This window comes from Vibrio pomeroyi (genome assembly GCF_024347595.1).
Classification (GTDB): domain Bacteria; phylum Pseudomonadota; class Gammaproteobacteria; order Enterobacterales; family Vibrionaceae; genus Vibrio; species Vibrio pomeroyi.
The window spans coordinates 61519-74130 of sequence record NZ_AP025507.1 but is presented as its reverse complement, the minus strand read 5'-3'; the positions used below and the strand labels follow the sequence as shown (position 1 = coordinate 74130).

Sequence of the window (12612 nt, the reverse complement as noted above, 5' to 3'; positions counted from 1 at the left end):
AATCGCCCGTTATCGTGACCCTAATCTTATAAAAAACAATCCATTAAAACGCTCAATAATTGTGTGACATACCAATAAGTAAAGTATTGAACATACAGACAAAATATCCCTAGTCCACATTTTTAGCAGGGTTGCTTATGTTGTATTTTGAGTTTCTATTTTTACTTGTCGTTCTCTATATCGGTTCTCGGTATGGCGGTATTGGTTTAGGGGTTGTTTCTGGTATTGGTTTGGTGATTGAGGTCTTTATCTTCAAGATGCCGCCAACATCCCCACCTGTCACCGTAATGCTGATCATTCTCGCGGTGGTAACCTGTGCTTCGATCCTCGAAGCGGCTGGTGGTTTAAAATACATGTTGCAAGTGGCGGAAAGGGTGCTGAGAAAGAACCCGAAACGCGTCACCCTGATAGCCCCGTTTGTCACCTATTCGATGACGTTCCTATTGGGTACTGGTCACGCTGTTTACTCAATTATGCCTATCATTGGTGATGTAGCATTGAAGAACGGGATTCGCCCTGAGCGCCCAATGGCAGCGGCTTCAGTTGCATCTCAACTTGCGATTACTGCATCGCCAATCTCGGCGGCAGTGGTGTACTACCTAGCGCAACTTTCAGATATCCAACATTCCATTACTTTGCTTTCAATTCTATTGGTGACGGTACCTGCAACCTTGTTCGGTACGTTGTTACTTTCTCTGTACAGCTTGAAACGCGGTAAAGAACTGAACGACGATCCTGATTATCAAGAGCGCTTAAAAGATCCTGAGTGGAAAAAGCGCATTGAAAACACCACTGCGACATCTTTAGATGAAGTGCTTCCAAGCTCTGCGCGTAATGCAGTATTGATTTTCCTATTGTCGATTGTTGTGATTGTTATTGTGGCGATGGTGCCAGAAATCAGAACCATCGTAGACGGCGACAAGCCAATCAAGATGTCGGTGATCATCCAAATGATGATGCTCTGTTTCGGCGGTATCATCTTGCTGGCGACCAAAACTGACCCACGTGATGTGCCAAATGGTGTGGTATTCAAATCCGGTATGGTGGCAGCGATCGCTATCTTCGGTATCGCTTGGATGTCGGATACTTACTTCCAATACGCAATGCCTCAGTTCAAATCGGGCATTGTGGAAATGGTAACCAACTACCCATGGACGTTTGCACTAGCGCTATTCATCGTATCGGTTGTGGTGAACTCGCAAGCGGCTACTGCACGTATGATGCTACCTGTTGGCCTTGGTTTGGGATTAGATCCAGCCTTGCTGATTGGTTTGATGCCAGCTGTGTACGGCTACTTCTTCATCCCTAACTACCCATCAGATATCGCAACCGTAAACTTCGATGTCTCTGGCACAACCAAGATTGGTAAGTGGTACTTCAACCACTCATTCATGTCGGTGGGCTTAATCGGCGTGGTCGGCGCATGTTGCTTAGGCTACGCACTGGCTCAGATTTTTATCGCTTAATCTGTTAACGAAGTGAAATGAAAAACAGCGCCTAAATTGGCGCTGTTTTTGTTTGTACTGTTTAGAAGTTTTGATTCGAATCTAAAGCGATATTAACGTGGCTCAAAAGCCAGCGACTGAATCGCTTCTTCAATGGTTAGGAAGTGGATCTTCATCAAGCACACTTCGGCTTTCTGGAACTCATGATTTCGTATCAGCTTAGTCACGCTTTCTACTGAATACTGCTCAGGTCGTTTGGTGAGAGACAGTTGATTTGAGCTCGATTGAAGTGCGTAGCTGTCACCTTCAGAATCGATGAGGTAATCATCTTCGCCCAAGATCATGTCTGAGCATTCTGCCTGAAAATCGTTCTCGGATGCGACGTAAATAAGCTCATCATCGCCGTCGAGTTTTACCAAAGATGGCCAACGGATCATTACTGCCTCTGAATCATGTGTGGTGAAGTTTGTGTCGACTATAAACAGTTTTGAAAATTGGGTCATCTATTGTTCTGCTGTTCAAAACGCTACTTACTTAAAGAGCTACTTGCTCAAAGAGCGGCCTAGCGGTGCAAAGTAGCCTTGCATCGCATCGTAGATTTCGTCTCGATGTGCGAGATCTGGATAGAGAGGGAACATGTCTGGCTTGGTCGTGCCGTCAACTAGGTACGAGTTTTCGATATCTGAACAAGATTCTATGGCGGATTCAAAAGCGCGAGCCATCATCTCTGTTGGCAATGAGAAGTAACGGGCAGAGGTTGCTTTGTCGGCAATCACGCTTCGAGCCACATAATCGTGTTTATCCAAGTTATTCTCACTGAGCAATGTGGCATCAAACAGAGACATCAGACTCTCGTTTAATGGATGAGGGCGCACCTTTCTATCGTGCAGCCAACAGTCAGTGGCAAATAAGATGTGCTTTCTTGGGCCTGAAGTATCACCAATCTCAAATGCCTTTTCAGCGATATAGTGGTCAAACGCATGCCAAAATTCATGGGCAAGCGCGCCAGCACCTGCGTTCTTGGCGAGTGCTAACTCTCGTTGGTTGGGTGCATAGTGTGCTTGTACGCCTTTCCTGCCGCCACTGCCGAAAGCCAAACCTAATGTGCCACGTAGGCCTATCGCTTCTGGTGGCAGAGCCAAGATGTAAGCTAAATCTGCTAGTGAATCGAATATCAAGTTCGCAGCTAAGTCTTTCTCTTCTTTCGTTACCCAAGCGCCCACACGAATGCTGCCCATACCGAAGGTCTGTTTGATGTCCATGAAGGACACCTGATCGCCATGTCGATAGTCGGGGCCCTTGCGCGTCTTATATTTAAAGTGGGTTAACTTCAAAGGATTCCTTGGAGCTGGGTGCAAAGTGGTGGCAAATACAGAGTCGCCATCTTGTTTGGTACACAGGGTTAAGCTGAGAAAGTTACCACTTTTCTCTGCTAATTACCGAACAAAATGAGTCGAGTTTACTTCAAAGAACTACCACGATGTTGGATCGCCTTCGCGGGTTAGCGGAAACAAGGGCTCATCGGGTTTGGCGTAACTCAAGCGGTGTAGCCTTTGGGTCACGTGGTAGCTGTCTAGCCCCGATACGGTGACAGTATCTAAAGCTTCCAAATCCAAATAGCCATCAGGCATCACAGCGCGTTTGGGTGCATGAATGGTAATGACCTCTCCAATCAACATCTGGGTTTGATTACTCTCAATTGTGATCTGTTCTTTGAAAGCCAATCCGATTTTCAAACTACTTTCTAAAACGAATGGCGCTGGAAAATCATCGTCGTAATAAGGTGTAAGATCCACCGTCTCGAATTCGGATACTGATTTTGGATAGCGAGCCGAGGTTTGATGCGCCTTTTTAACGAAGTCCGCACCAATGCTGTTAATGGTGAAGTGCTTGGTTTCAAGGATGTTCTCTAAGGTGTGGCGACGGCGTTTGCTAGGACGCACGATAAAGCCAAACAGTGGCGGGTGTGACCCTAAGTGAACTACTGAACTTATCACAGCTAAGTTTGTGCCCCCTTGGTTATCGCATGTGCCTATGAGATTGGCGCTTTTGAATCCAGACAAAGAATTGATCAAGCGAGTGCGATGACGCTGGTCCATTGCTTGGAGGTCTTGTTTTGACAGGGTGAGGTCCTTCATATCTTCTTTTCTTCCCATTTTTTTGTTTTCTAAGACTTGTTCACTAACCAAAGCACATTTACGCGGGAGCACCCTCTAACGATCAGCTGAACGTGTGTCTTTGCATAGATTTACGCATGTTGACGTTGCTTTACATCCCGCAAGCTAAAGTAATGATGTCGTCTTTAAGAGTGTTAAAAAATGAAAACAGTCCGCAATATCATTTGGGCAATGATTGCCACAATGTCAGCCTTTTGGTTTGCGATGGAACCGCAATTATTCGCTTCAAGCGATGTCTTTGAATGGCGCTCAGCCATGATTCAGTACTCAGGTATTTTGTCTCTGATGTTAATGTCCATCACCATGGTTTTGGCGATGCGCTTGCCTATGGTCGAGAATTGGCTCAAAGGTATGGATAAAGCGTATCGAGTCCATAAATGGCTCGGTATCGGTGGTGTAGCGATGGGTGTCACACACTGGTTATGGTACCAAATTCCTAAGTCACTGGTGACGTCTGGCGTATTGGATAAGCCTGTTCGACACGATGGTTCAGGGACACAAGCGGTTCTGACTGGTTGGGAATTGTGGGTCAATGAGCTGCGTGGTATCGCACAAAGTATCGGCGAGTGGGGCTTTTACTTATTACTCGTTCTACTTGTGGTGTCACTATGGGCGGCAGTAAAGTACAAACCGTTCAAATTATCACATCGCCTGATGTCGGTCGCGTATCTGCTTATCGCTTTTCACTCGGTAATACTGCTTAAACGAGCGTATTGGGGAGAGCCGATTTATTACCTAACGGTGGCATTTGCTTTGGTTGGATCTATCGCTGCGATTTACAGTTTGTTGGGTTTGGTTGGACGTCGTAATCGTCACTCTGCGACCATTGCTTCGACTCGCTATTTTCCCCAAGCTGAAGTGATGGAACTGGTGTTAAAACCGGATGCACCTTGGCAAGGTCACAAAGCAGGGCAATTCGCTTACTTGCGTTTCGGTAATGAAGATCCGCATCCGTTTACCATTGTTTCTGGCAGTGAAGATTCAGAACTGCGTTTCTTGATCAAAGAGTTGGGTGATTTTACTAATGGCCTTTATGAGCGAGTGCAAGCGGGCGATGCGGTTACGGTTGAAGGGCCTTATGGTCGACTTGATTTTGACCTAAGTAAGCCTCAAATTTGGATTGCAGGTGGTGTCGGGATTGCTTCTTTCTTTGCTACGCTTGAAGCGCTCAAAACAGAGCAAGATCATCCGCGTATCGAACTGTTTTACTGTACTCGCGGTGTTGATAAGCAATTAATCGATGAGTTGTGGCACCTGGCACATGAGGTTGGTGTGAAGTTAACCGTGATAGACACTTTACATTCACCGCGACTGAACGCCGGAAGAATTGTCAATCAATGCGGTGACCTCAACGAATACGAGGTGTATTTCTGCGGGCCAGAATTGTTCTCAACATCGTTGAAAAAAGAATTAGACACCTATCAATTTGATATTGAAAAGCACTACCACGAAGAGCTATTCGTGATGCGCTAATCGTTGTCAGTTGATGAATTGAATGGGGAAGCATCTCTGGATTGAGCTGTGGCTGAGAACAGACGGTTTAGATTTAATGTTTGATAACTGATGTTTGATAGGCATAGCCACAAGCTTCCGACCAAAAAGGTGCGAACTCATTCAATTTACTATTGCAGCGGTTTGCTATTGAGCGATACCATATACGGCTATTTCTTTGGTAAAGATTCGAATATGTCAGATGAAGAACTCGCACTAGAGTGGATGCGCCAACAAGCTCATAAAGTTGATCCCTACGTTATAGATCCATCTTTTGATGAATGCGTTGAGTTGCTTGATCCTGCTTTTAAGAAGGGTAAGAGTGTCGCGCAACTAAAGTATCTGTTATCAGAAGCGGATCGTAGAGCTGGCGCGGCAGAGCGTAAACATGCAGCCTTAAAGTATGCCAAAGAGAAAAGCCCAAATGCTGGTCAGATCTTGCGTCTGCAAAGCAAACTTCAACAAGTTCAGCTGGCACTAAAATTAGCGACCGGCGACAACAACATGACCATATCCCAGTTCTGTGCGGAGTACGATGTCTCTAAGCGTGATGGCAATACAGCATGGAATGAGAAGTTAGTTGAACAGGGTAAAAGAAAGTAGCACTTAAAAAGCCTGAGAATTTACTCCTCAGGCTTTTTCTTTAATGACTTTAGAATGAGATCGCTTGCTTAAACCTTATCTAGTTATGTTCTAGCCGCGACCAAATCGAACACTCACGCTAAGGTCGAATGTTATTGAAACTGACTGCCTGCGTGCCATCTCCAGTGTTCTTCAATTTAATCACATCGCCTTGATAGTAATACGGTTCCATTGGCATCTCGCTATTGGTTGGCCTTGAGTAGTGAAGTACAGCGGGCTTGCCTTCCTCTTGTCGAGCATATAAATAGCCAATCAAAGCATGTTCAAACTGATGGTAGCCGTTGCCCCAATGGAAAGCCTTGGTGCGCTTAGGTTCAAGCCCTACACCACCGTATTTATGATCGACCCATACATCATGAAACGTCGGTAGCGTGTATTGTAGAACTTCTTTCATTGAATCATCGATCAGCGATACCGTCATCGCAGCTTGGTCGAGTTCTGCCCACTCCCATGATGACGCCCAATTTGTGTTTGGTCTGCTTTGCCAGCCAGTAATCTCTCGTCCTTGCCATGCCTTCTGAAGTTTGTCGCTAAAGTATTGGGATACATCGGTGAAGCCTTTCTGGTACTGAGCTTGGGCTAAAGTGTGCTTCATCCCTTTCATACCAAACTCTTTCCATTCGGAGTTATCCAGAGTTTGTCCGGTAAGGTAAGTCATCCAATACGCTTTGATGGTGTGCCCAAAATCATTGTGATTGGCGTTCGGCATCATGGCTGCTTTGCTGTGAATGGCACCGTAGAAGCGTTGTTCATCTTCAGAGTGGTAGTGCTCAACCATGGTTTTTGTCAGCCAATTCAGATCATCAAGCCATTTTGTCTTGGTAGGCTCTTTCAGTAGGGGAGCAACTAACAGCATGTAACCGTTAATTTGGTCAAGCTGTGCAACCAATTCACGTTGTGTGGCTTTGCCATCTTCGCCGTCGGCAAGTACCCACGCTAGGCCGCTGTTGTCGTTCAGTCGATATTTATCAAAGATAAACGCTTGTTGGGTAATGAGCGCGTCCTCTACCTGTTTGTCTTGGGTGAGGTAGTAGTACATTGCCAATCCAACCAGTGCATACGCTTGATCTTGAGCCGTTCGCTGTTGCCATTCCAATCCAGCTTTACCGTTCTTGGTGAAGCTAATGAAGCCGCCATTTTGCTGATCTTCTAAGTGTTCAATGAGGTAGTAAGCCCCTTGCTTAGCGAGCGCTAATGCCTGCTTATCGCCAGTCAGGTGGTAGAGCACACCATAAGCATAGGTTTGGCGTGATTTCATTCGTGTGAACTCTTTACCAAAGTGTGGCGTGATCCAGCCTCGGTCTAACTCAGGACAAACGTTAGTCACATCAAGCAATGTCCCATCATCACAGCGGAAAGTCGGGAAGTTGCCTATCGGTTCTCCCTGAGCGCTAGGCATCATCCAATACGGCGCAAGCCCTTCAGAAGCATGATTGACCCAGTCTTCTCCAGAGGGAAGAGTGACATTGGCAGATACAGCGAAACTGGTCACGCTGAGTAATGCGATGGTTGCTCGTAACATGATGTTTATCTTAATGATTTGAATTTAGTTGAATATAAACAATCAGGTCTGCACATTGTGATTCGGCGATCACAATCGATCGAATTATTAGGAAGTAAATGGAAGTCTGATGAAAATGGATTATTGGGTTGAAGTTTTAGAACCCGGAGGTTGTCTATCCCATGTTATTGATAGAGAAAATACTAGATTAGCCTTATTCCATTAAACTTAAATCGATGTAAAATTATCGTTTATCAATAATTTTTTGTTGATCATCATTTGTTTTGATCTTAATATTCCCTCCGTCAATTCAACAGGAATATAAGTATGTCTAACATTCAAAAACAAAGCCGACGTGTACGTATGCTATTACAATCCCTTTTTGTACTTACCCCTATAATGGTGTGTTACTTCTGGCTAACAATTGAGACTCCCTATGACTTTATTAGTGCGACGGGCATTTTTTATCTTACTTACGACATCGGGTATTTCACAATGTTGCCGCTCACTATGACAACAAGAATCGTTGCTGCGTTCACAAGTTTAGCGATGTCCAGCATCCTGATATACGCACTAATGGTTCTGATACGTTTATTCCGCAACTATGAGCGAGGCGAAATCTTCTCTTTGGAAAACGCAATGTCATACCAGAAACTCGGGTATAGCTTGTTCTATTGGGTATTTGGGTCGGTTATCTATGGTTCATTGATGTCAGTGATTTTGTCGTTCAATAATCCACCAGGTGAGCGTATCTTTGAGATTAGTTTTGTGGGTATGGACTTTTTGACACTTATATTAGGTATAATTATTTTGATCATCTCATGGGTGATGAAAGAAGGTTATATTCTGGCTGATGAGCACAGCCAAACGATTTAAAGGACTTGTCATGACTATCCGCATTAATTTAGACATTATGATGGCCAAGCGAAAAATGCGATTGAAGACATTGGCAAAAGAGGTCGGGATTACCGAAGCCAACTTGTCGGTGTTAAAAAATGGCAAGGCCAAAGCGGTGAGACTATCGACACTCGACAAGTTGTGTGAAGTGTTAGAGTGCCAACCAGGTGATATATTGGAATTTGAAGCGAACGTTCACCACGACAGCGCTTCTGCCGAGTAGCGATTTAGTAAAGCGTATTCCCTTATGAAAACAATGAGTCTCGAAGTTATTCGAGACTCATTCGATCCAAATTAAACAGGCTCGCCCGCCTCGTCTTCTTCTACTACATCGCTTTCTAAGCTCGCCTCTGCTAGCCATTTCTTTATCGACGGGCTATTCAACATACGTTGTTGATATTGTTGGGCTTTTTCTGAAAGCTGGATGCCATAGGTTTCTGCGCGCAGCGCCACAGGTGCAAACATCGCATCGGCAATCGACCATTCACCGAACAACCATCCTTCAGGGTATTGTTCCATTTGTGCAGACCATATTGCGTCGATGCGAGCGATGTCTTTCAATGCGCCATTACTGAGCGTGAGCTTTCTTTTAGCTCGGCAGTTCATTGGTAACTCATTTCTGATGCTAAAAAAACCAGAGTGCATTTCTGCCGAGATTGCACGGGCGAGAGCGCGTTCTGCAACAAAAGTCGGCCATGCCGCACCATTCAAATAGGCATCGTTAACGTATTCGAGAATTGCGAGTGAATCCCACACCGCGACGTCGCCATCAACTAGAGTCGGGACTTTGGCTGTCGGTGTCACTTTCGCTAACGTGTCGTAAAAATCTGAGGTGAACAGCTTGAGCTTAATAATGTCTGCATCGAGGTTGTAATGGTCGAATATGAGCCATGCACGAAGTGACCAAGTTGAGTAATTTTGGTTTGCGATATAAAGCTGCATAGGTGCTTCCTTGCGTTTGGTGGGTATGCATTTGAGCTTAAGGGATTGTATTGCGGCGCACTAACGGATAATTTTGATGTATTACATTAATAAAAACGATGGGTGGTGATTTCAATATGGATATTGATGCTTTGCGAGGCTTTCTCGCGTTCGTGGAAACCAGCAGCTTCACGCGTGCCGCGAAACAGATTAATCGCACCCAGTCGGCATTCAGTGCACAGATGCGCAAATTAGAAGAAGAGCTTAACGTCACTCTTTTTCAGAAAGAAGGTCGTAATTTAGTGCTTACTGAGGCGGGACTGGCGCTGCGTTCTCATGCGGAGCAGTTGGTCGCACTCCATAATACTGCGCTTAAACAAGTGAAGCGTTATGAAGACAAACAGCCTCTGAGGTTGGGTTGCCCTGAAGATTATAACGACACTATTTTGCCGAAAGTGATACGCCTGTTGCAGCAAGCAGAACCCACTTGTTCTATCCAAGTATTCAGCCTGCCAAGTATTACGCTGAGAGAGTGGTTAGATGATGGCAGGCTCGATGCCGCGATTGTCACCAGAGCGCCTGACAGCGAAGAGGGGCATTGGCTCACCAATGATACCGGAGTTTGGATAAGCAGCCCTGATTTTGTGCTCGACGATTCAAAGCCGATTCCATTGGCTCTGTTTCAGACCGATTGTAAATATCATGCAGCCGCGGTCAATGGTTTAGCTAAACAGGGGACGCCTTATCAGTTATTTGCGTGCAGCAATACGGCTTCAGCGCAGCGCGCGATAGTAAAAGCAGGCCTAGCGATTGGTGCGATGGGCAAGCTCAGTGTGACCCCGGACCTGAAAATACTCGATGACATGCCACCACTTCCTTCGGTGGATATTGTTTTGATCCTCGCAAGCAAACATCATCCAGTTTTGGATAAAGAGGTGCTAAATAAACTTGTCGAGTTGGACTCTGATTAGCTTTCTGTTGGGAGAGCTTTGTTAGGTGAATTTCGATAGATGAGCTGTAAGGTGAGAGGATATGAGAAAATTGATAGGCCGAGAATATTACGTTTCTCGGCCTAGTTATTATGAGACGGTACTGGTAATTAAGAAAGCTTGAACTTGCTTAACTCACCGTGTAAATCTCCGGCTTTTACCGTCAACTCGTTACTGATTTCTACCGACGATGTCATAGTACCCATCACTTCCACTGCGGTATCATTGATGATTACTACATTGCGATTAATCTCTTCTGACACTGAGCTTTGCTCTTCAGCAGCCGAAGCAATCTGATTGTTCATGTCGTTGATCACTTCAATCGCTTGGTTGATTTCCGACAAGGCGAGATGTGCTGCTTGAGTTTCACCTTTGGTATCATTCGCTTGCTTCTGGCTTTGCTCCATCAATATCACGATAGATTGAGTCTCTTGTTCTAGGCGAGCCAACATCGAGCGAATCTCTTCTGTCGAACCTTGAGTGCGATTTGCGAGGTTACGCACTTCATCTGCCACGACTGCAAAGCCTCGTCCAGCTTCACCCGCACGTGCTGCCTCAATAGCAGCATTGAGCGCAAGTAAGTTGGTTTGTTCTGCAATGCCACCAATTTCGCTCAAGATACCTTGAATAGCGGTGCTCGAATCGACTAGGTTTTGTGTTTGTTGCTGCGCATCATTAACCTGAGCAGCTAAGTTGTCTACAGCACTAGCGGCATTGTCCATGCGCGTCATTCCATTGAAACTGTTGCTTTGTACTTGGCTTGCTGCCGCGGCTGCTTGAACGGCTGAACTTGCTACTTCTTGCGCAGTCGCACTCATTTCATTAATAGCAGTGGCAAGTGAGTTTACCTCGTTAACTTGAGAGTTCAGTTGATCACGAGAAACCTCTGCACGTGCCTGACCTTCAGAGGCATTTTTATCGACTTGATCGGCCGTTACCATGACGGTAAGTAGCATTTCTTGCATACGAGAGAGGAAGGTGTTGAACCAGTGTGCAAGCTGCGCGGTTTCATCTTTTCCTTTCACCTCTATGCGATAAGTTAAGTCGCCTTCACCTTGTGCTGCATCTTTAAAACGCTCCACTAAGTTGTTCAGAACCTTGCCCAGAGAGTTGGCAATGAATGCCATTGAGGCAATACCTAGAATAGCTGCGATGATCCCCGCCCACACACCTTTTTCAAGCGCTTTCGAATTCTGAGCATCACTCCATTGTGTGTACTCGTCGACGCTTTTTGTAAGGTGACTACTGGGAACGGACACCATGACTACCCAAGGTGCATCACTGGTATCAATTACTGTAATTGCATACTCATCTCCGCCGAAAGTAACAAGGCCAGCGCCTTCGCGTTTAGCGATAGATTGAATCTTCGACCATTCAGATTCCAACTCAGAGGAGACTCTTTTACCTACCATGTTTCCAGCACGACTGTTGGCCAATGTAATGCCTTTCCATGAAGTGATAAGGATCTTACCCTTGCCATCAAATAGGTTACGTGCAAACAATTCACTCTGGCTTTGCAGTTCGAACAAAGACAAATCAAAGCCAATTGAGCCAATGATTTCTCCGTCTTGTTTGATTGGTTGGCTGATAGTGGTGATGAGCTCTTGTTTACCTCGAACCGGATAGAAGTACGGTTCCATAACAAATGTCTTACCGGTTTGGTAAGGCATTAAGTGCCAGTCGTCTTTGCGCTCTCCGTTACTATTGAGTTCTGTATTGCTAAAGCTTTCCATTGCAACGGCATCAAAGCTATTTTGGTCATTTGGAGCGAAGAAAGGTGCAAGGTAACCCTGACTGTTAAAACCTAATTCTGTGTTAAAGCCAAGCTTGCTGTCCAATTCAGTTTGTTGAGGCCATGTCTTATTTTCCCAAACCATGTAACCTGCAAATACAGCTTTGTTTTGTGCTTCCAAGGCGGCAGTAAACTGTTTAACGATAAGGTCTGCGCTTGCGTTGTTTTCTGAACTTAGCTCGATGATTGAGCGTGCTTGTTTTAGGTTTGCTAGCACAGGATCAAGTTGGTTAGCGATATTTAAACCCTGTTGAAGGGCCGTGTTTTGTAAGTCCGTTGTAGTGGCATCCGTTAGCTGCATTTTTACTTTTTCAGTAACTTGTTTGTTCACATCGGTAAATGCGTTGGTCGTCATCCCCATTGCGATCAATAGAGTGAAAGCCATCGCCCCACCCGCACTCACCGCAATTCGCGTGCGTATACTGTTAAACATAAGATCCCTGTAACCAAATAGAGGTAGTTTTGCAGAGATTTTAAACAAGATAAGTGAATGGAAAATTCAAGATAATGAACACAAAAAGAATAGGGAGATCAAAATTATAAATAGGATTGCATAACGTGTAGTTTTGGCTTTGGTCGCAACGTTTAGAGGAAGATGAAAATTATCATTTATCAATCGCTAACCTTTTGTATTTATTGGTTTTAATGATAATTAGGACAGCTTGATGTTTTCCTAAGGCTGCGATTCAGCTTTTCTAGTTTGTGACCGTGTGTCGATTACTCATTATATGACAACGGTCACAATTAATTTTATTTA

12 protein-coding genes are annotated in these 12612 nt (G+C 45.0%); 6 read left to right on the top strand and 6 right to left on the bottom strand.

All coding sequences use genetic code 11. From position 1 onward, the window contains the following. Positions 1-137: 137 nt before the first annotated feature. Positions 138-1466: an anaerobic C4-dicarboxylate transporter gene (locus tag OCV12_RS16555; RefSeq protein ID WP_017630706.1), complete on the top strand. Its 1329-nt coding sequence runs from the start codon at positions 138-140 to the stop codon at positions 1464-1466. Positions 1467-1558: 92 nt separating this feature from the next. Here the strand turns inward: OCV12_RS16555 and OCV12_RS16550 are convergent, their stop codons facing one another. From OCV12_RS16550 to OCV12_RS16540, 3 genes are all read right to left on the bottom strand, one after another. Continuing rightward, the gene (locus OCV12_RS16550; protein WP_261887134.1) at positions 1559-1882 is read right to left on the bottom strand and encodes a DUF4144 domain-containing protein; all 324 of its coding nucleotides are present in this window, start codon (positions 1880-1882) and stop codon (positions 1559-1561) included. Between the two features lie 105 nt (positions 1883-1987). Beyond that, the gene (locus tag OCV12_RS16545; RefSeq protein ID WP_261886575.1) at positions 1988-2779 is read right to left on the bottom strand and encodes a CLCA_X family protein; all 792 of its coding nucleotides are present in this window, start codon (positions 2777-2779) and stop codon (positions 1988-1990) included. A 138-nt stretch (positions 2780-2917) separates the two neighbouring features. Next, positions 2918-3583: a flavin reductase family protein gene (locus OCV12_RS16540; protein WP_261886574.1), complete on the bottom strand. Its 666-nt coding sequence runs from the start codon at positions 3581-3583 to the stop codon at positions 2918-2920. 180 nt (positions 3584-3763) lie between these two features. On the opposite strand from OCV12_RS16540, the gene OCV12_RS16535 reads away from it, so the two are divergent. Beyond that, positions 3764-5095, top strand: coding sequence for a ferredoxin reductase family protein (locus tag OCV12_RS16535; protein ID WP_261886573.1), 1332 nt, complete (start codon positions 3764-3766; stop codon positions 5093-5095). A 213-nt stretch (positions 5096-5308) separates the two neighbouring features. Further along, on the top strand, positions 5309-5716 hold the full coding sequence (locus OCV12_RS16530) for a hypothetical protein (RefSeq protein ID WP_123322242.1): 408 nt from the start codon (positions 5309-5311) through the stop codon (positions 5714-5716). A gap of 118 nt (positions 5717-5834) precedes the next feature. On the opposite strand, the gene OCV12_RS16525 is transcribed toward OCV12_RS16530, so the two are convergent. Continuing rightward, complete coding sequence (locus OCV12_RS16525) at positions 5835-7277, bottom strand: AGE family epimerase/isomerase (RefSeq protein ID WP_261886572.1); 1443 nt, start codon at positions 7275-7277, stop codon at positions 5835-5837. Positions 7278-7583: 306 nt separating this feature from the next. Here OCV12_RS16525 and OCV12_RS16520 point away from each other — a divergent pair, with 306 nt between their 5' ends. Together OCV12_RS16520 and OCV12_RS16515 are read left to right on the top strand one after the other, a co-directional pair. Further along, positions 7584-8132: a DUF2975 domain-containing protein gene (locus OCV12_RS16520; protein WP_261886571.1), complete on the top strand. Its 549-nt coding sequence runs from the start codon at positions 7584-7586 to the stop codon at positions 8130-8132. A gap of 10 nt (positions 8133-8142) precedes the next feature. Continuing rightward, on the top strand, positions 8143-8376 hold the full coding sequence (locus OCV12_RS16515) for a helix-turn-helix domain-containing protein (protein WP_017630696.1): 234 nt from the start codon (positions 8143-8145) through the stop codon (positions 8374-8376). Positions 8377-8447: 71 nt separating this feature from the next. Here OCV12_RS16515 and OCV12_RS16510 read toward each other — a convergent pair whose 3' ends face one another. Next, entirely contained in the window at positions 8448-9095 is a 648-nt protein-coding gene (locus tag OCV12_RS16510) for a glutathione S-transferase family protein (RefSeq protein ID WP_261886570.1), read from the bottom strand. A 98-nt stretch (positions 9096-9193) separates the two neighbouring features. Here OCV12_RS16510 and OCV12_RS16505 point away from each other — a divergent pair, with 98 nt between their 5' ends. Then, positions 9194-10045 carry a LysR family transcriptional regulator gene (locus tag OCV12_RS16505; RefSeq protein WP_261886569.1) on the top strand — a complete coding sequence of 284 codons (852 nt, stop codon included), beginning with the start codon at positions 9194-9196 and terminating at the stop codon, positions 10043-10045. A 128-nt stretch (positions 10046-10173) separates the two neighbouring features. On the opposite strand, the gene OCV12_RS16500 is transcribed toward OCV12_RS16505, so the two are convergent. Continuing rightward, a complete protein-coding gene (locus OCV12_RS16500) occupies positions 10174-12288 on the bottom strand; it encodes a methyl-accepting chemotaxis protein (protein ID WP_261886568.1) in 2115 nt (704 codons plus the stop codon). Between the last annotated feature and the right edge of the window lie 324 nt (positions 12289-12612).

Excerpts from the sequence above, each read along its gene's own strand:
- OCV12_RS16555 (WP_017630706.1), top strand. The coding sequence starts at position 138 with ATGTTGTATTTTGAGTTTCTATTTTTACTTGTCGTTCTCTATATCGGT.
- OCV12_RS16550 (WP_261887134.1), bottom strand. The coding sequence starts at position 1,882 with ATGATCCGTTGGCCATCTTTGGTAAAACTCGACGGCGATGATGAGCTT.
- OCV12_RS16540 (WP_261886574.1), bottom strand. The coding sequence starts at position 3,583 with ATGAAGGACCTCACCCTGTCAAAACAAGACCTCCAAGCAATGGACCAG.
- OCV12_RS16535 (WP_261886573.1), top strand. The coding sequence starts at position 3,764 with ATGAAAACAGTCCGCAATATCATTTGGGCAATGATTGCCACAATGTCA.
- OCV12_RS16530 (WP_123322242.1), top strand. The coding sequence starts at position 5,309 with ATGTCAGATGAAGAACTCGCACTAGAGTGGATGCGCCAACAAGCTCAT.
- OCV12_RS16525 (WP_261886572.1), bottom strand. The coding sequence starts at position 7,277 with ATGTTACGAGCAACCATCGCATTACTCAGCGTGACCAGTTTCGCTGTA.
- OCV12_RS16520 (WP_261886571.1), top strand. The coding sequence starts at position 7,584 with ATGTCTAACATTCAAAAACAAAGCCGACGTGTACGTATGCTATTACAA.
- OCV12_RS16515 (WP_017630696.1), top strand. The coding sequence starts at position 8,143 with ATGACTATCCGCATTAATTTAGACATTATGATGGCCAAGCGAAAAATG.
- OCV12_RS16510 (WP_261886570.1), bottom strand. The coding sequence starts at position 9,095 with ATGCAGCTTTATATCGCAAACCAAAATTACTCAACTTGGTCACTTCGT.
- OCV12_RS16505 (WP_261886569.1), top strand. The coding sequence starts at position 9,194 with ATGGGTGGTGATTTCAATATGGATATTGATGCTTTGCGAGGCTTTCTC.
- OCV12_RS16500 (WP_261886568.1), bottom strand. The coding sequence starts at position 12,288 with ATGTTTAACAGTATACGCACGCGAATTGCGGTGAGTGCGGGTGGGGCG.